At 74.8% G+C, this 17,699-nt stretch carries 12 protein-coding genes and 1 pseudogene; 5 read left to right on the forward strand and 8 right to left on the reverse strand.

Annotated features, from left to right (window positions below; all coding sequences use genetic code 11):
• Positions 1–91, forward strand: a pseudogene (locus ACIRS1_RS35325) (ABC transporter ATP-binding protein); the annotation flags it as partial.
• Between the two features lie 56 nt (positions 92–147).
• A complete protein-coding gene (locus ACIRS1_RS35330; protein WP_402846512.1) occupies positions 148–2,757 on the forward strand; it encodes an ABC transporter permease in 2,610 nt (869 codons plus the stop codon).
• Between the two features lie 192 nt (positions 2,758–2,949).
• Here the strand turns inward: ACIRS1_RS35330 and efeU are convergent, their stop codons facing one another.
• From efeU to ACIRS1_RS35350, 4 genes are all read right to left on the reverse strand, one after another.
• On the reverse strand, positions 2,950–3,783 hold the full coding sequence (gene efeU / locus ACIRS1_RS35335; protein WP_360212195.1) for an iron uptake transporter permease EfeU: 834 nt from the start codon (positions 3,781–3,783) through the stop codon (positions 2,950–2,952).
• A 49-nt stretch (positions 3,784–3,832) separates the two neighbouring features.
• Positions 3,833–5,149: an iron uptake transporter deferrochelatase/peroxidase subunit gene (efeB, locus tag ACIRS1_RS35340; protein WP_360212193.1), complete on the reverse strand. Its 1,317-nt coding sequence runs from the start codon at positions 5,147–5,149 to the stop codon at positions 3,833–3,835.
• A gap of 110 nt (positions 5,150–5,259) precedes the next feature.
• Positions 5,260–6,411, reverse strand: coding sequence for an iron uptake system protein EfeO (efeO, locus tag ACIRS1_RS35345; protein ID WP_402846515.1), 1,152 nt, complete (start codon positions 6,409–6,411; stop codon positions 5,260–5,262).
• Between the two features lie 246 nt (positions 6,412–6,657).
• Complete coding sequence (locus ACIRS1_RS35350; RefSeq protein WP_387906332.1) at positions 6,658–7,482, reverse strand: ABC transporter ATP-binding protein; 825 nt, start codon at positions 7,480–7,482, stop codon at positions 6,658–6,660.
• Between the two features lie 207 nt (positions 7,483–7,689).
• On the opposite strand from ACIRS1_RS35350, the gene ACIRS1_RS35355 reads away from it, so the two are divergent.
• On the forward strand, positions 7,690–9,966 hold the full coding sequence (locus tag ACIRS1_RS35355; RefSeq protein ID WP_402846517.1) for an amino acid adenylation domain-containing protein: 2,277 nt from the start codon (positions 7,690–7,692) through the stop codon (positions 9,964–9,966).
• Positions 9,967–10,065: 99 nt separating this feature from the next.
• Here the strand turns inward: ACIRS1_RS35355 and ACIRS1_RS35360 are convergent, their stop codons facing one another.
• Complete coding sequence (locus ACIRS1_RS35360) at positions 10,066–11,394, reverse strand: hypothetical protein (protein ID WP_402846519.1); 1,329 nt, start codon at positions 11,392–11,394, stop codon at positions 10,066–10,068.
• A gap of 205 nt (positions 11,395–11,599) precedes the next feature.
• On the opposite strand from ACIRS1_RS35360, the gene ACIRS1_RS35365 reads away from it, so the two are divergent.
• On the forward strand, positions 11,600–13,192 hold the full coding sequence (locus tag ACIRS1_RS35365) for a M4 family metallopeptidase (RefSeq protein WP_387906338.1): 1,593 nt from the start codon (positions 11,600–11,602) through the stop codon (positions 13,190–13,192).
• A gap of 57 nt (positions 13,193–13,249) precedes the next feature.
• On the opposite strand, the gene ACIRS1_RS35370 is transcribed toward ACIRS1_RS35365, so the two are convergent.
• From ACIRS1_RS35370 to ACIRS1_RS35380, 3 genes are all read right to left on the reverse strand, one after another.
• Positions 13,250–14,200 (reverse strand): hypothetical protein, encoded by a 951-nt coding sequence (locus ACIRS1_RS35370; RefSeq protein WP_402846521.1) that lies wholly within the window; start codon positions 14,198–14,200, stop codon positions 13,250–13,252.
• A 226-nt stretch (positions 14,201–14,426) separates the two neighbouring features.
• The gene (locus ACIRS1_RS35375) at positions 14,427–15,422 is read right to left on the reverse strand and encodes a D-2-hydroxyacid dehydrogenase family protein (protein ID WP_402846523.1); all 996 of its coding nucleotides are present in this window, start codon (positions 15,420–15,422) and stop codon (positions 14,427–14,429) included.
• A 95-nt stretch (positions 15,423–15,517) separates the two neighbouring features.
• Complete coding sequence (locus tag ACIRS1_RS35380) at positions 15,518–16,510, reverse strand: DUF5937 family protein (protein WP_402846525.1); 993 nt, start codon at positions 16,508–16,510, stop codon at positions 15,518–15,520.
• A gap of 70 nt (positions 16,511–16,580) precedes the next feature.
• Here ACIRS1_RS35380 and ACIRS1_RS35385 point away from each other — a divergent pair, with 70 nt between their 5' ends.
• Positions 16,581–17,567, forward strand: a complete 987-nt coding sequence (locus ACIRS1_RS35385) for an aldo/keto reductase (protein WP_402846527.1) — start codon at positions 16,581–16,583, stop codon at positions 17,565–17,567.
• The last annotated feature ends 132 nt before the right edge of the window (positions 17,568–17,699 follow it).

Consider the following 17,699-nt stretch of genomic DNA (forward strand, 5'->3'; position numbering starts at 1 on the left):
CGGCCGCATCGTCGACGAACTCCACACGCCCACCGCCGACACCGTCCTGGACCGCATGCGCCGCTTCGACGCCAAGGGCCGCACCAGCTGAGCCCGTTCGACCCCGACGCCACCGAACCACGAGCCCTCCAGGACTGACACTCCCCCATGTTCCGCACCGCACTGCGCAACGTGCTGGCCCACAAGGGCCGGCTCCTCATGACGACGCTGGCCGTCCTGCTCGGCACCGCCTTCGTGGCCGGCACGCTCGTCTTCTCCGACACCTTCGGCAACGCGCTCAGGACCCAGAACTCCAAGAGCTACACCGACATCGCCGTCACGGTCAGCGACCACGAGGCCGTCGGCCGCGGCTACGACCGCGGCGACCGGACCGAGGCCGGCCCCTCCCTCACCGAGGACACCCGCACGGCCGTCGCGGCGCTGCCCGGCGCCGCCGACGCCCGCGGCGTGGTCAGCGGCTTCGCCGGCATCGCCGACCGCAAGGGCGCCCTGATCGGCGACGGCTTCTCCACCACCGGCACCAACTACGTGCCGGGAGCCGACGGCACCGACGCGCGCTACCCGCTGGTCGAGGGCCGCGGCCCGAAGGACGCCAAGGAGATCGCGCTCGACACCAGGACCGCCGACAAGGGCGGGTACAAGGTCGGCGACACCGTCCGCGTCGCCGTCAACGGGCCGGTGATGGAGCTCAAGCTCACCGGCACCCTGCACACCAACGACCCGCGCGTGGTGGCCGGCGGCTCGCTCGCCGCCTTCGACACCGCCACCGCCCAGCGGCTCTACCTCAGCCCCGGCCACTACGCCGAGCTGGACGTCAGGGCCAAGCCGGGCACCGACGACGCCGCGCTGCTCGCCGCCGTGAAGCAGGCCCTCCCGCAGGGCGACAACCTCGAGGCCAGGACCGGCCGCGAACTCGCCGCCGAACAGGACCGGATGATCGAGCAGGGCACCCGGATGCTCAGCACCTTCCTGCTGGGCTTCGCGGGCATCGCCCTGTTCGTCGGCGTCTTCATCATCGCCAACACCTTCGCCATGCTGGTCGCCCAGCGCACCCGGGAGCTGGCCCTGCTGCGCGCCGTCGGCGCCAGCCGCCGCCAGATCACCCGCTCGGTGCTGATCGAGGCGCTGCTGGTCGGCCTCGCCGCGTCGGTGGGCGGCCTGCTGGCCGGCATCGGGATCGCCGTCGGGCTCAAGGCCGTGCTCAACGGCCCGATGGACGCCAACCTGCCGGACGGCCCGCTGATCATCGCGCCGTCCACGGTGGTCACCGCGATCGCCGTCGGCGTCCTGGTGACGGTGCTGGCCGCCTGGCTGCCCGCCCGCCGCGCCTCCCGGATCGCCCCGGTCGCGGCGATGAGCTCGGTCGAGCAGCCCGCCACCCAGAAGAGCCTGCGGGTGCGCAACGCGATCGGCCTGCTGTTCACCCTGGCCGGCGGTGGCGCGCTGGCGGCCGGCGTGGGCGGCAAGGAGGTCAAGCTGGTCGGTCTCGGTGCGGGCGCGCTGCTGATCGGCGTGTTCGTGCTGACCCCGCTGCTCTCCCGGCCGCTGATCGCGCTGTTCGCCCCGCTGCTGCGCAGGCTGTACGGCACGCCGGGGAAGCTGGCCCGGGAGAACGCCGTCCGCAACCCCCGGCGCACCGCCGCCACGGCCTCCGCGCTGACCATCGGCGTCACGCTGATCACCTCGCTGACCGTGGTCGGCGCCTCGGTGAACGAGGCCCTGGACAAGTCCACCGGGAGCGACCTCAAGGCCGACTACACCGTCGCGATGAAGAACTTCTCGATGCTCTCCCCCGAGGTCGCCACCCAGGTCGCCAGGACGCCCGGCGTCAGCGCGATGAGCGTGGAGCGCACCGTCCCGGTGAAGACCGCCGCGAACGGCACGCACGGCACGCACGGATCGGCCGACGCGGACGGCCCGGACGGCACGACCACCGAGTACCTGCGGGCCGTCGACGCGGCGACCATCGACCGGCTGGCCACCATCAAGGTCAAGGAGGGGTCGGCGGACGCGCTGAAGCAGGGCCGGCTGATGGTGAGCGCCGGCACCTCGGAGCGCACCGGCTACCGGGTCGGCGACGCCGTCGCGGTCACCTACCCGGACGGCACCAAGGGGTCGCTCACCGTCGGTGCCGTGCTGGAGGCCGACACCGCGCCGGCCGGCTTCGTCGCCCCCGACGCCGTGGTCGGCCCGCACGCGGCACCCGGCAGCGGCCTGGAACGGATCCTGGTGAAGGGCGCGGACGGCGCCACCGACGGGCTGAAGCAGGCGCTGCGGGACGCCACCGGCGGCAACCCGCTGATCGCGGTCAAGGGCGACGAGGACATCAAGGCGGAGAGCCGCCAGATGGTCACCAACGTGCTGAACGTCATGTACGGGCTGCTCGGGATGTCCGTGGTGATCGCGGTGCTCGGCGTGGTCAACACCATGGCGATGTCGGTCTACGAGCGCCGCCGGGAGATCGGCATGCTGCGGGCGATCGGCCTGGACCGCCGGGGCATCGGCCGGATGGTGCGACTGGAGTCGCTGCTGATCGCGCTGTTCGGCGGCGTGGTCGGGATCGGGCTCGGCGTCCTGGTCGCCTGGGCGGGCAACCGCACGATGGCGGACTCCTTCAAGGACATGACCACCGTGGTGCCGCCGCTGCAGATCCTCGGCTTCCTGGTCGCGGCCGCGGTGATCGGCCTGCTCGCCGCCCTGTGGCCGGCCCGCCGGGCCGCCCGGATGGACATCCTGGGCGCGATCAAGAGCGAGTAGCGGCCCCGGTCACGTCACCCGGAGCCCCGGGCGGTCCAGGACCGCCCGGGGCTCCGCCGCGTCCCGGCCCCGCCCCGCCCGACCCGGACCACCCCCGCCCCCGTAGCAGGCCCCCGGCGGGGTGCCGGGGGCCGGACGCGCGACCGCCCCGGCCGGCGGGGGCCGGTCGGGGCGGGGCGGGGGTGCGGGAGGTCAGGCGGCGGGCTTGGCCGCGACGGGCTTCGCCCGGCCCCCGAACAGGTTGAAGAAGACGGCGAGGGTCGGCGCCAGGTAGAGCAGCCAGACCACCAGCTGCAGGACCGTCGGGTCCGGCTGGAAGTTGAAGACGCCCTTGAGCAGGGTGCCGTACCAGCTGTCCTTCGGGATGGTGCTGGAGATGTCGAAGGCCTGGCTGTGCAGGCCCGGCAGCCAGCCGGCCTCCTGCAGGTCGTGCACGCCGTAGGCGAGCACGCCGGCCGCGACGACCACCAGCATGGCGCCGGTCCAGGTGAAGAACTTCGCCAGGTTGATCTTCAGCGCGCCGCGGTAGAACAGCCAGCCGAGCACCACCGAGGTGAGCAGGCCGAGGGCCGCGCCGATCAGCGGGTTGTAGCCGTCCCCGGTGGCCTGCACCGCGGACCAGATGAACAGGGCGGTCTCCAGGCCCTCCCGGCCGACGGCCAGGAAGGCGGTGACCACCAGGGCCGTGGTGCCCATGGCGACGGCCGCGTCGAGCTTGCCGTGCAGTTCGGTCTTCAGGTGCCGGGCGGTGCGGCGCATCCAGAACACCATCCAGGTGACCAGCCCGACCGAGATGATCGACAGCGAGCCGCCGAGCGCCTCCTGCGCCTCGAAGGTGAGCTGCGAGGAGCCGAACTGCAGCACCGCGCCGAAGGCCATGCTGAGCACGACGGCCGAGACGACGCCGGTCCACACCGGCGGGAGCTTGTCCCGGCGGTCGGTCTTGACCAGGTAGGCGATCAGGATGCAGACGACCAGGCTGGCTTCGAGGCCTTCGCGCAGGCCGATCAGGTAGTTGCCGAACACGCGGGCTCCTGGGGGGGTGTCGAGGTGGTACGGGGGAACGCGGTCGGGATCAGCCGAACAGGGCCTGGCCCCACCACTCCCCGGGCTTGCGGACGCCCGCCGGGCAGGCGAAGTGGGCGGAGCCGACGTGCTGGATGTACTCGTTGAGCTTGTCGCTGCCCGCGAGCCGCTGCTGGAGCGGGACGAAGGCCTTGCGGGTGTCGCGCTGGTAGGCGAGGAAGAACAGGCCGGCGTCCAGGCGGCCGAGGCCGTCGGTGCCGTCGGTGAAGGAGAAGCCGCGGCGCAGGATCATCAGACCGCTGTTGGCGTCCGGGTGGGCCAGGGCGACGTGGGAGTCGGCGGGCATGGCCTTGAGGTCCGGCGCGTCGTGCTCCTTGGCCTTGCCGTACGGGGCGCCCTCGCCCTTGGTGCGGCCGAAGACGTCCTCCTGCTCCTTGAGCGAGGTGCGGTCCCAGGTCTCGATGTGCATCCGGATGCGCCGGGCGACGAGGTAGGAGCCGCCGGTCATCCAGTCGGCGCCGTCGCCGGGGGCCGCCCACACGTGGTCGGCGAGCTTGGCGGTGTCGGTGCCCGCGATGTTGTGGGTGCCGTCCTTGAAGCCCATCAGGTTGCGCGGGGTCTGCGCGTCCGGGGTGGTGGAGGAGGTCTTGCCGAAGCCGAGCTGCGACCAGCGGATGTTGACGGTGCCCATGCCGATGCGGGCCAGGTTGCGGATGGCGTGCACGGCGACCTGCGGGTCGTCGGCGCAGGCCTGGATGCAGATGTCGCCGCCGCTGCGCAGCGGGTCGAGCTTGTCGCCCTTGAACGCGGGCAGGTCGATCAGGGCTTCGGGGCGCCTGGCCTTGAGGCCGAAGCGGTCGACCGGCTGACCGTCCGGGCCGGTCTTCTCGAACAGGGTGGGGCCGAAGCCGATGGTGAGGGTGAGCCGGGAGGCGGGCAGGCCGAGAGCCTCGCCGGTGTCGTCCGGCGGCGCCTCGGGCAGGCCGCTGGCGGCGCCGGTGCCGACCTCGCGGCCGCCGGTCATCGCGGCGGCGGCCTTGGTCCACTCCTTGAGCATCTTGACCAGCGACTCGCGGGTGGCCTTGTCGGAGACGTCGAAGGCGGCGAAGTGCAGGCGGTCCTGGACGGGGGTGGCGATGCCGGCCTGGTTGTCGCCGTAGAAGGGCACCTCGGCGCCGGCCTGGGCGGCGGGTGCCGGGGCGGGGTCGTCCTGGCGGGTGGCCGCGGCGACCGAGCCGACGGCGGCGGCGCCGAGCGCGACACCCGCGCCGGCCCAGCCGATCACGGCCCGGCGGCTGACGCCGCCGGCGGGGGCGGCGTCGGTGCCGGCCGGGGCTTCGGTCTGCTGCTGGTTCTCGGCGTCCATCGGCGGGTGGATCCTTCTCTGTGCTGACTCGCCGATGCCGTGGCGGCCGCTTGGGGGCCGCCACGGCGTCGGTGGAGGGGTGGGGACGGTGCTCGGTGGTGCCGGGGTCGTTACTTGACGACGACGACGGCGGCGGCCAGCTTCGACAGCGGCTCGCCCAGCGAGTTGACCGCGTCGGAGAAGGTCTTGCGCTCGGCCTCGGTGACCTTGTCGTAGGAGGTGAAGGTGCCGTCGGCCTGCTTGTACTTGGCGAGCAGGGCGGTGATGGCGGTGAACTCGGAGTCGAGGGTCTTGGCGAGCTCCGGGTCCTTCTCGGCGGCGACGGGCTTCAGCAGCTCGTAGGCCTTCTGCGCACCCTCGACGTTGGCCTGGAAGTCGGCCAGGTCGGTGTGGCTGTAGCGGTCCTCCTCGCCGGTGATCTTGTTGGTGGCGACCTCGTCCAGCAGCTCCTTGGCGCCGTTGGCCATGCTGGTCGCGGTGATCTCGGCGGAGGGGATCTTCTTCTGCCAGTCCTTGAGGTCGTTGACCAGCTGGGCGGCGAGGGTCTTCTCGTCGTCGCCGATCCTGGCGTCGGCCCAGAGCGACTTCTCCAGCTTGTGCCAGCCGGTCCACTGCTGGCCGGCCTCGACCTTGTCCTCGCGGGTGTCGGTCTTGGGGTCGACGTCGCCGAAGCTCTCCGCGACGGGCTCGGTGCGCTCCCAGCCGGTGCGCGAGGGCGCGTAGAGCGACTTGGCCTTCTCGATGTCGCCGGCGGTGATCGCGGCGGCGAAGGCCTCGACGGCCGGGATGGTGGCGTCGGCCTGCTCCTGGGCGTACTTGCGGTAGGCCTCGACGGCGGTGGCCAGGCGCGGGTCGGCCGCGGCGGCGCTGCCGCCCTCGCCGGTCACGGTGATCTTCTGCCGGATGCCGTCGCCGACCATGCCGGGCTTGCAGGCGATCTCGTAGGAGCCGGCCTTGATCTCGGCGTTGATGGTGGCCTTGGTGCCGGGGCCGATGTTCTCGCGCTCGGTGATGATCTTGTCACCGTCACCGTAGACGTAGACCTCGGTGGTCTTGGCGCCCTTGTTGCTGATGTCGAGGACGATGTGGCCGGCCGGGAACGTGGTCTTGGAGACCTCGCAGGCGGTGTCGGTGGCGTTGATCTTGACGGCGTCGGCGCCGCCCGCCTTGTCGTCCTTCTTGTCCGCGCAGCCCGCCAGGGTGGCGGTCGCCACGGCGAGGGTGAGCAGCGCGGCTGCGGTGGTACGGCGACGGGCGGACATACGGGCTCCAACGGAGAGGGCAGGGTGGGCCTGGGCAGCACTGAGTGTGGGCGGGGGGAACCGGGGGCACCGGTTCCCCCCGCCCACTTAGCTAAGGCATACCTTAGGGAAATCTGATTTCAGCGTCTACACCGCCCCCCACCTGTCAATCCGTCAGGTGGGGGGAACCCTTGCGGGCCGCCGTCCGTCAGCCCACGACCTCATGACCGGGGACCCTCGCGGGCCGCCGCCCAGCAGCCCGCGACCTCACGCCCCTGGCACCCGGCGGGCGGCCGCGCGGGCCGTCCAGCGGCCCTCGTGGCGGCTGATCCGGATCGGGTGGCCGAACGTCTCGCTGATCAGCCCGGTGGTCATCACCTCGTCCACCGGCCCGGCCGCCACGCACTCCCCCGCCCGCAGCAGCAGGGCGTGCGTGGTGCTCTCCGGCAGCTCCTCCAGGTGGTGGGTGACCAGCACGCTGGCCAGCTCGGGGTGCTGGTGGCGCAGCAGGTCCAGGCTGTCCAGCAGCAGCTCGCGGGCGGTGAGGTCCAGTCCGGTGGCGGGCTCGTCGAGCAGCAGCAGCCGCGGGCTGGGCATCAGCGCGCGGGCGATCAGGGCCCGGCCGCGCTCGCCCTGGGAGAGCGTGGTCCACGGGGAGTCGGCCATCGGGGCCATGCCGAGCGTCTCGATCAGCTGCTCGGCCCGGGCCAGCACCTCGGGGGCGGCCTTGCGGTGCCACTCCGGCTCGATGGTGTTGGTGTGCCCGGTCAGCACCACCTCGCGCACGCTCAGCGGGGAGCGCAGCGGGTGGCGGGGGTTGACGTGCCCGAGGTGGGCGCGCAGCTCGCGGATGTCCACCCGGCCGAGCCGGCGGCCCAGCACGTCCACCTCCCCGCGGGTCGGGTGGGAGACCGCGCCGAGCAGCGCGAGCAGGGTGGACTTCCCCGCCCCGTTCGGCCCGAGCAGCGCCCAGTGCTCGCCGGCCTCGATGGTGAGGGAGATCCCGCGCAGCAGGTGGCGGCCGTCGCGCACGACGTCCACGTCGCGGGTGCGCAGCAGTGGGCCCTCGAAGGACGGGGCGGACGAACTCATGGGGGGCGGACCTCCGATCACGGCACCGGGCAGGGTAGGGGCGTGGCGCCGCGCCGGCCGGTACGGCGCCGACCGTCCGCGTGCAGAGTACAACCGGGGCCCCCGGCAAGATCGCTTCGTCCGAGGGATGGACCTGCCAGGGCCCTTTTGCCCGGCCGGAGTTGGGAGGATGATCGGTGCTTCCGGAGCGACGAGGGGAGCGCCGTCATGACGGACGGGGAGACCACGGACGGGGAGCCGACGGGCAGAGCGGCGGCGGTCGGGGAGGCCGCCGTCGGGGAGACGGCGGGGGGCGCCGCGCTCGGGGAGGCGACGGGCGGCCCGGGGGTCGGGGAGCAGCCCGTGGTCGGGAAGGCCGCAGTCGGGAAGGCCGCGGTCGGGGCACCGCCGGCGGCCGGCACGGTGCACGGACTGGTCGAGGAGCAGGCCCGGCTGGCCCCGCTCGCCGTCGCCGTCCGGTGCGGGGCCGAGGAGCTGACGTACCGGGAGCTGGACGCCCGGGCCACCGCACTCGCCCGCGACCTGGCGTCCCGCGGCCTCGCCCCGGGCGGCCGGGCGGCCGTCGCGCTCGGCCGCGGGACGGGCGTCTACGTCGCCCTGCTCGCCGTGCTGAAGACCGGCGCCGCCTACGTGCCGCTGGAGCCGAGCGCGCCGGACGCGCTGCTGCGGCACGTGCTGACCGACGCCGCACCGGACCTGGTGGTCACCGAGGAGGGCCACCGGGTGCGGCTCGCCGACGCCGGCGGCGCACCGGTCGTCTGCCCGGACCTGACCGTGTCGGCGGACGGCCCGTTCGACGCCCCGGCCACCGGCCCCGCCGACCTCGCCTGCGTCTTCTACACCTCCGGAACCACCGGCCCGCCCACCGGCGCGCTGATCGGGCACGACAACCTGCTGGCCGCCCACCGCGGCTGGTGCGAGGTGTACGGGCTGACCGCCGAGGACCGGATCCTGCAGACGGCGAGCCTGGAGTTCGACGTCTTCACCGCCGACTGGGTGCGCGCCCTGTGCACCGGGGCCGCCCTCGTCGTCGCCCCGCGCAACCTCACCCTGGACCGCACCGCCGACGTCGCCGAGCTGCCCGCGCTGGTCGCCGACGAGCGGATCACCGTCCTGGAGCTGAACGTGCGCACCGCGCGCCGGCTGAGCGCCTTCCTCGAACGGACCGGCCGCGCCCTGCCCGGGGTGCGGCTGCTGACCGTCGGCGCCGAGAAGTGGTACCTGGACGAGCAGCTGGGCCTGCAACGGCTGCTCGGCGAGCGGACCAGGGTGCTCAACGTCTACGGCCTGGCCGAGGCCACCGTCGACAGCACCTACTTCGACGCCCGGGGCAGCGCCGTCGCCGACGGCGGCGAACGGGTCTCGCTGGTCGGCCGGCCCTTCCCCGGCACCCGGGTCTACGTGGTCGGGCCGAAGGGCCTCCCCGTCGCGCCCGGGCGGCCCGGCGAGATCGCCGTCGCCGGGAGCGGGCTCGGCCGGGGCTACTTCGACCGGCCCGACGACACCCGGCGGCGCTTCGTCCGGGCCGACTTCGACCCGGACGGGCGGGTGCTGCTGACCGGGGACGTCGGACTGCTGCGCCCGGACGGCGTCCTGGAGTTCCTCGGCCGGGCCGCCACCGTGCTCGGTCCGGTCGACCATCCCGGCAAGGCCTCGGCGGTGGCCACGGTGCTGACGGCCGCCCGGGCCGAGGGCGTGCTGCGCTCGCACCCCGCGGTCCGGGAGGCCGCCGTGGTGGAGCTGGAGCCGCGGCCCGGGCAGCGGCGGCTGGTCGGCTACGCGGTGGCCGAGCCGGATGCCGACGGCGCCGACGGCTGGTCGCTCTCGCAGCACCTGGCGGCGGAACTGCCGGGCGCCGCCGCGCCCTCGGCGGTCGTGGTGGTGCCGGACCTGCCGCGCACCCGGGCGGGCAAGCTGGACCGCTCCGCGCTGCCGCTGCCCGCACCGCCGGAGCACACCGCCGCGCGGACGGCCGCGCTCGCCGCCGGGCGCCCGGTGAAGGCCGGCGGCGGGAAGGCGGGCGGCAAGGCCGGGGGCGGCGGCGGCTCCGAGAGCCGCTTCGTCGCCGGCTGCGCGGCGGTCTTCTGCGTGCTGCTGTTCGGCGGCGCCGCGTGGGCGACGACCGACGTGCTGTTCCCCGGCTCCACCGACGTCTCGCTGGTCCCGTCTCCCTACGACGCGTACTTCAGGCTGTTGTACCTCTGCGAGAACCTGGCGTTCGGCGCGGGCGTGGTCTACCTCGCCGCCGGCTTCGAGGCGGTGCTGCGACAGGGCCGGCCGTACCGGCTGTCCGTGCTGACCCATCTCGCGATCACCTGGCTGCTGGTCAACTGGTGGCCGCAGGACAACCTGTACCGCCTCACCAGCGCCACGGACTGGCCGCGCGAGACGGCGCTGGTGTTCGTCTTCAACATCCCGCTGATGCTCGCGGCGCTGGTCGTGGTGCGGTTCGTGGTCTGGCGGCCGCCGGTGGGCGAGCGGTAGCGGGCGGCGGCCGCCGGGGGTCCGCCCGGAGCGGGTGACCGGCCGTCGCCGAAACGGCGACCGGTCGCCCGAGGCGGCCACGCGCGTCCCGACCGCCCGTCACCGCAGGGCTTCGAACATCCCGGCCAGGGCGTGGTTCGCCGCCGCCAGCAGCGCCTGTGCCGCGTCCAGCGCCTCGACGTCGGTCCCGGCCAGGGCGAGGCCGACGACGGGCTCCGGGTCGTGGCCGGCCGTCGGGATCAGCGGCAGCAGGGTGACCCCGAGCCGGGCGCAGGCCGGGCGCAGCCGGTCGAGGTGGTCGTGGAGCGCCTCCTGGGCGAGGCGGGCTCCCAGGGGCATCGCGTCCAGGGTGCGGACGAGGTGCCCCGGCCCGCGCACCCGGTCCAGCCGTTCCCGCAGCACGAAGGCGACGGCCGGGCCGGTGAGCCGCAGGTTGATCTCGGTGGGGGCGAGCCGGCGGCGGCGGTCGGTGACGAAGTCCACGTCGAACCAGCCGCGGTAGCCCTCGGCGGCCAGCCGCTCCCCCACCGCGAGGGCGAACCGGCGGGCCGTCCCCGCGGCGGCGTCCGGCACCGCGCCGGGCCCGACGGTGACGCCCTGGTAGCGGGTGCCGGCCACCGCCATGACCCCGGCGCCGACCGGGTGGACGGCCCCGTCGGAGCCGACCACCACGTCGTAGGTGAGGTCGCGCAGCCGGGCGGCCGGGCCCGGGTCGACGTGCTCCTCCAGCAGCAACCCGCCCCGGGCCGGGAGGACTTCGGTGCGGACCAGCCGCCGCAGCAGGGCCCGGCCGCCGCCCGCGGCGAACAGGTCGGCGGGTTCCACCACGACGGTGCCGTAGCCGCCGACGCCGTGCGGGCTCTTCAGGACGGTGGTGAGCCCCCGGGCCGCGCGGGCGGTCAGCCGGCGGGCGGTGCGGCCCCGGCCGCCCGGGCACTCCTGGGCGGGGACGTGGACGTCCGGGTAGGCGGGGGCGAGTTCGGTGAACAGCTCGTGGGCGGCCGCCTTGGACTCGTAGCGGCGCACGGCGGCCAGTTCGGGCCCCTCGCCCTGGTCCGCGGTGCGGCCCCAGTGGACCACCGGTCCGCCGAGGCCGGCGATCCGTGCCCTCAGGGCCGGCCGTCCGGCGAGCGCCCGGGCGACCGTGCTCCCCGGCGCGACTCCCCGGTGCACCTCGACCGGGCCCCATTCCAGCTCCCGGGCCAGCCAGTCCGTCCACTCCGGGGCGACCTCCGCGGGCAGCACCAGCAGGGCCGGCTCGGGGCTGTAGCAGGCGGCCAGGCAGGCGTAGTGGTGCGCCTGCCGCAGCCGGCGGGCGCGTTGGGCGCCGTCCATCCCCGGGGCGAAGAACTGCTCGTTGAAGTCCGCGACGTTGCCCACGTGGACCGCCGCCCGCCCGCCGGTCCAGGCCCCCACCCATCCGTCCATGGCGCCGAGCCTAGAGCCGTGCGCGGGTGTGCGTAAGCGAGTGTCACGACGGGAGTGTGGGCGCAATGTTAACTTCTGATCATTTTTGATTTGAACAGGACACAACTTGGCAAAGTTATGACCTTCCCTCTAGCTCCAGCTGACTGCTCGCCGTCAATCTCAGTCGCAGCTCTTTTCCCTGCAGCTAACCCCCACTGGAGTCAGAGTGAGCCCCACCTCCTCCTCCCGCCGCCCCCTCGCGGCCGGAGCCATCGCGGTCGTCGCCGCCCTCGTCGCCGTCGCCGTTCCCACCGGAACCGCCTCCGCGGCCACCGGCACCCGCGACGCCGCGATAGCCCAGGCCCGCGCCAACGTCGCCCGCAACGCCGGGACGTTCGGCTTCGGCGCGGGTCAGGACCTCGTGGTCAAGGACGTCGTCCTGGACGCCGACGGCAGCCAGCACGTCCGCTTCGACCGCACCTACCAGGGCCTCCCGGTGGTCGGCGGCGACCTCGTCGTCCACCAGGACTCCCGCGGCCGGCTCAAGGACTCCTCCCGCGCCGCCGCCCACGACGCCGCCGTGAAGTCCACCGTCCCGAAGGTCCCCGCGCAGGCCGGCGCCGCCGAGGGCATCGCCGCCGCACCCGGCGTCAGGGACGCCGTGAGCAGCCCCGAACTGGTCGTCTGGGCCGCCGACGGCTCCCCCCGGCTCGCCTGGCGCACCACCGTCGAGGGCACCGGCGAGCACGGCGAGCCCGCCGGCCGGGTGGTCGTCACCGACGCCACCACCGGCGAGCAGATCGAGTCGTACGACGCCGAGCACGAGGCCTCCGGCACCGGCCACTCCGAGTACACCGGCGACATCACCATCGACACCACCCAGACCAGCGGCGGGTACACGCTCACCGACCCGGTCCGCGGCCACGTCACCAAGGACGCCCACAACCTCGCCGCCGCCTCGGTCAAGGCGAGCTCCGGCACCGCCTTCACCAGCACCACCAACGTCTGGGGCGACGGGAAGAAGTTCTCCACCGACCGCTCCACCGCCGCCGTCGACGCCCACGCCAACACCGCCTGGACGTACGACTACTACAAGAACACCTTCGGCCGGAACGGCATCAAGAACGACGGCAAGGGCGCCACCGTCTTCGTGCACGTCGGCACCAACTGGGACAACGCCCAGTGGTCCGACAGCTGCTTCTGCATGATGACCGGTGACGGCGACGGCAGCCACGACCCCGAGCAGGTCGACCTCGACACCATGGGCCACGAGATGACCCACGGCGTCACCAGCGCCACCGCCAACCTGCGCTACAGCGGGGAGTCCGGCGGCCTCAACGAGTCCACCAGCGACATCTTCGGCACGATGGTCGAGTGGTACGCCAACAACAAGGTCGACACCCCCGACTACCTGTTCAGCGACCAGTCCACCCCGCCGTGGCTGCGCCGCTTCGACAAGCCCTCGCTGGACGGCGCCTCGGCGGACTGCTGGAGCAGCTCGGTCGGCAAGCTGAACGTGCACAACTCCTCGGGCGTCGGCAACCACTGGTTCTTCCTGGCCAGCGAGGGCAGCGGCAGCCGGACCATCAACGGCTTCACCTACAACAGCCCCACCTGCAACGGCTCCACGGTCACCGGCATCGGCAACCAGAAGGTCGCCAAGATCTGGTACCGGGCGCTGACCGTCTACATGACGTCCACCACCAACTACAAGGGCGCCCGCACCGCCTCGCTGAGCGCGGCCAAGGACCTCTACGGCCTCAACAGCACCGAGTACAAGGCGATCGCGGCGGCGTGGAGCGGCGTCAACGTCAACTGACGCACGGCCGGCTGACCGGCCGGGCGGCGGTCGGGCCGCCCGGTCGGGGCCGCCCGGTCAGGCGGTGAACCCGACGTGGACGTGGTCGTGGTGCGTGTCGTCGGTGAAGAACTGGTTGCCGGCGCCCCGGATCGCCACCGGCCCGCCCACGTTGTACGACCCGGCGGCCGCCGCGTCCCGCATGAAGGACTCGACCAGCGCGCGGGACGTTCCCGGGTCCACCACCGGGTGGCCGTCGATCCGCCACACGTCGAAGGCCCGGCCCTGCGGATGGTCGCTGGGCCGGGTCGTGCCGAACACCAGCAACGGGTGGCCGGACCGCACCACGCTCACCGAGAGCGTGTACGGGCCGGCCAGCCGCAGCATCGCCTCCAGCACGCTGTCGTGCACGGCGCCGCTGCGCAGGTCGGCCGCCGCCCCGGGCGGCAGCTCGATCCTCGGCTCGGCGAACACCCGGGCCACCGCGGACGACGGCGTCGGCACGGCCGGGCCCGGCTCCCCCGGGTGCAGCTCGGTGACCGTCCAGCGCGGCTCGGACCGGCTCAGCCGGACGTCCACCGTGCAGCCGCCCCCGGCCACCGACCCGTCGGGCCCGCGGGTCCACTGACGGCACACCACCAGCACGCTCGCCGAGTCGGCGAGGATCCCGCCGTACTGGGCGTCGATCACCTCCAGGCTCGCCTCCGGCGCCGGCGGCGCCAGCGGGCCGGCCTGGTCCGCCAGGGCGGGCGGCAGGCCCAGCGCCGCCACCCGGGCCCGCGCCGCGGCCACGCCCTGGCCGCCCGGCGGCCAGGCCCCGAGCGCGGCGACCAGCTCCACGGCGCGCCGCTTGACGTCGGGCTGCACCTCGGACGGGCCGGGCTGCCAGAGCGGGGGGTTGGGCAGCGGGCTCGCCACCCCGGTCGGCGTGGCGCCGGAGGAGCCGCCCGGGGTTCCGCCCGCCGTCGGGGTGGTGGCGACGCTGCTGCCGGACGCCGCGGTCGTGCCCGGTGACGTGCTCCCCGGCACCGAAGCGCTCCCCCGGCCCGCCGAACCCGACCCCGCCGGACCCGCGCCCGCCGCCGGCTTCCCGGCCCCGCCGCCGCACCCCGCCGCCCCCAGCAGCAGCGCCGCCGCACCGGCCCTCAGCACCCCGCGCCGGCCGGTGCCGCGTCCTCGTCCACCGTCTCCGCTCGTCACGCGGCCAGTATGCGGCGGCGCCCGGCCCGGCGGACGGACGTCGGCGCGGGTGTCCTCAGCCCAGCCGCCGGACCGGCTCCCCGTCGAGGAACGCCGCGATGTCCTCCACCGCCTCGCCGTAGCAGCGGCGGTAGGTGTGCTGCGACCCGTAGCCCGGGTGCGGGGTGGCCAGCAGCCCCGGCGCGGTGTGCAGCGGGTGGTCCGCGGGCAGCGGCTCGTCGAGGACGTCCACGGCGGCGCCCGCGAGCCGGCCCCCGGTGAGCGCGGCCGCCAGGGCGTCCCGGTCGACGATCGCCGCCCGGGAGGTGTTCACCAGACAGGCACCGGGCTTCATCAGGGCGAGCTCGGCCGCACCGAGCAGCTCCCGGGTGCGCTCGCCGAGCTCGAGGTGCACCGAGACGAAGTCGCTGCCGCCCAGCAGCTCCGCGAGGCTCGCGGCCCGGCGCACGCCCACCTCGGCGGCACGCTCGTCCGTCAGGTTCCGGCTCCAGGCCACCACGTCCATGCCGAAGGCCAGCCCCATCCGGGCGACCGGGGCCGCGATCCTCCCGAGGCCGAGCAGCCCGAGCACCCGGCCGTTCAGGTCCGCTCCGGCGGCACTCCGCCGCGACCCGCCGCGCGGCGCGGTGCTCTCCGGCACGACGCCCTGTGCCACGCCCAGCAGCAGCGCCCAGGTCAGCTCGGCGGGCGGGGTGACGGAGCTCGACGTCCCGCAGACCGTCACGCCGCGGCGCTCGGCGGCCGAGTAGTCGATCACCGAGTGGTGCATGCCGGCGGCCACCAGCAGCCGCAGTCGCGGAAGCCGGGCGAACAGCCAGGCCGGGAACGCGACCCGTTCGCGCAGGGCCACCACGATGTCGAAGTCCGCCAGGGCTTCGGCGAGTTCGTCCTGCGACCCGAAGCGGTCGGGGAAGGCCGCCAGCTCCACCCGATCGGCCACCGGGGACCAGTCGGCGATGCCGGTGACGGCTTCCTCGTCGTCGTCGAGGACGGCGCAGCGCAGCACCTCGCGCGGACGGGGGCACTGCCGGTCGTCAGGGTCGGGTGTCATGCCCGTACTCTTCCAGGGCACCGACGCCACCGGCACGCCGGAGGCCTCCCGGTGGATCCCGCGGGGCCGGACCACCGGCGGGCCTCCCGCGGGTCCTACCCCTGGGCCAGCGGCGCGAGGACGGCCTCCGCCGTGGCGGTCCGGGCGTAGAGCACCGAGCGCCCGGCCCGGTGGGCGCTGACCAGGCCGGCGTCCCGCAGGGTCGTCAGGTAGCGGGACACGGCCGACGGCGACAGCCCCGTGCGGCGGGCGAGTTCGGTGGTGGAGGCCGGGGCGTCGAGCTCGGTGAGCAGCAGCGTCCGCGACCGCCCGAGGACGACGGCGAGGGCGCCGTCGCCCGTCGCCGGCCGGGCGGCCCAGAGCAGGCCGGTCCCCCGCGCCGGGTAGGCGAGCTGCGGCGGGTGCTCCGCCGCGACCTGGGTGAACAGCGCCGACCGGGCGAAGGCCGACGGGATCAGCAGCAGCCCGGCACCCGACGCCCCCGGGGCCAGCGGGCGCGACCTCCGGCGCAGCCGCAGCCGGTCCTCCGACCAGTGCACCTCGGTGCTCAGGTCGTTGAGGACCCGTGCCGCCCCGAACTCGGCGACCTGGCGGGCCCGGTGCAGGACGTCCGCGTCGAGGACGGCCCGGATGCGGGCCCAGTACGGGGCGAGCGCGAGCTCCCAGTACGCCTCGATCGCCTCGGTCAGCCGGGGCAGGCCCGCCGCCGGGTCGGCGTGCAGCGCGCGCAGCCGGGGGCCGAGGCCGCCCTGACGGGACGCCAGCCGGTCGAGGTCACGGCGCACCTGTGCGTCGGGGGTGGCCCGGATCGCGGCGAGTTCGCTCCCGAGGGTCGGGGCGGCGCCGGAGGGGGCGGGGTTGACGAAGTCGGGCACGTACCCGGCCGGCGGGACGATCTCGGTGAGCCACCCGCGCTCCGGCCCGGCCGCCGCCAGCCGGGGCCCCACCTGCTCCACCCACGGCCGGTGCACGGGGTGGGCGACCCCCGAGTGCAGCAGCCGCAGGCTCGGGCCGACCTCCCACATCGGCGAGACCGCGAAGCGCATCCGCGCCAGGTCGCCGGCCGTGAACTGCAGCTCGGCCGCCATGCCACCCCCGTGGATTCACACATGTTCGAATCGTTGGCGGTCAGAGTAGTGCAGTGGAGATCATGACGGCATGACCTCCCACACCACCTCTCCCGTGCACACCCCTGCCCCCGTCCCGGCCGGCCCCGCCACCGGCACCGCCGCCCCCGGCGCCGCTCCCACCACCGCCCACGCCGCCGCCTCCGGCACCTGGACCCTCGGCGACCGCCCCGTGCACCGGATCGGCTTCGGCACCATGCGCCTGCCGCAGACCGGCAAGGCGCTCGTTCCGCGCGCCGTGCCGCGCGACCGCGAGCAGGCCGTCCGGGTGCTGCGCCGCGCCGTCGAACTGGGCGTCAACCACATCGACACCGCCGCCTTCTACTTCTCCCCGCTGCGCTCCGCCAACGAGCTCGTCAACCGGGCGCTCGCGCCGTACGGCGACGACCTGGTGATCGCCACCAAGGTCGGCCCCGCACGCGGCCCCGACGGCACGTGGCTGGAGCACGCCCGCACCCCCGAGGGGCTGCGCGCGCAGGTCGAGGAGAACCTGCGCCAGCTCGGCCGCGACCACCTGGACCTGGTGAACCTGCGGATCCTCGGGTCCGACTCGGTCGCCGAACGCTTCGGCGCCCTCGCCGACCTGCAGCGGGCCGGGCTGATCCGCCACCTCGGCCTCTCCAACATCCAGCCGCACCAGCTCGCCGAGGCCCGGGCCATCGCCCCCGTCGTGTGCGTGCAGAACCCGTACGGCATCGGCGCCGCGCCCGAGCAGGACGCGCTGCTGCGGACCTGCGGCGAGCAGGGCATCGCCTTCGTCCCCTTCTACGCGATCGCCGGATCCGGCCGCGAGTCCGGCCCGGGCGGGTCCGAGCCCGGACAGGTCCTGGCGGTGGCCGGGGCCCACGGCGTCAGCACCGCCCGGGTCCGCCTGGCCTGGACGCTGCACCGGGGCCCGCACGTCCTGGCCATCCCCGGCACCGGCGACCTCGCCCACCTCGAGGACAACATCGCCGCCGGCGCCCTGCAGCTCTCCGCGGCGGACCTCGCCCTGCTGGACGAGGCCCACGCGGGCTGATCCACGCCGGGCGCGGGGGCGCCCGGGGGCGGGGGGGCCCCCCCGCCCCCCCCCCGGCCGGGGCCCGCGGGCCCCCGGGGCCCCCCCCCCCCCCCCCCCCCCGCCGGCGGCCCCCGGGAAGGGCAAACCGCG

This window comes from Kitasatospora sp. NPDC101176 (assembly GCF_044768035.1).
Taxonomy (GTDB): domain Bacteria; phylum Actinomycetota; class Actinomycetes; order Streptomycetales; family Streptomycetaceae; genus Kitasatospora.

Coding starts and splice junctions, on each gene's coding strand:
- ACIRS1_RS35330 (WP_402846512.1), top strand. CDS start 148: ATGTTCCGCACCGCACTGCGCAACGTGCTGGCCCACAAGGGCCGGCTC.
- efeB (WP_360212193.1), bottom strand. CDS start 5,149: ATGGACGCCGAGAACCAGCAGCAGACCGAAGCCCCGGCCGGCACCGAC.
- efeO (WP_402846515.1), bottom strand. CDS start 6,411: ATGTCCGCCCGTCGCCGTACCACCGCAGCCGCGCTGCTCACCCTCGCC.
- ACIRS1_RS35350 (WP_387906332.1), bottom strand. CDS start 7,482: ATGAGTTCGTCCGCCCCGTCCTTCGAGGGCCCACTGCTGCGCACCCGC.
- ACIRS1_RS35355 (WP_402846517.1), top strand. CDS start 7,690: ATGACGGACGGGGAGACCACGGACGGGGAGCCGACGGGCAGAGCGGCG.
- ACIRS1_RS35360 (WP_402846519.1), bottom strand. CDS start 11,394: ATGGACGGATGGGTGGGGGCCTGGACCGGCGGGCGGGCGGCGGTCCAC.
- ACIRS1_RS35375 (WP_402846523.1), bottom strand. CDS start 15,422: ATGACACCCGACCCTGACGACCGGCAGTGCCCCCGTCCGCGCGAGGTG.
- ACIRS1_RS35380 (WP_402846525.1), bottom strand. CDS start 16,510: ATGGCGGCCGAGCTGCAGTTCACGGCCGGCGACCTGGCGCGGATGCGC.
- ACIRS1_RS35385 (WP_402846527.1), top strand. CDS start 16,581: ATGACCTCCCACACCACCTCTCCCGTGCACACCCCTGCCCCCGTCCCG.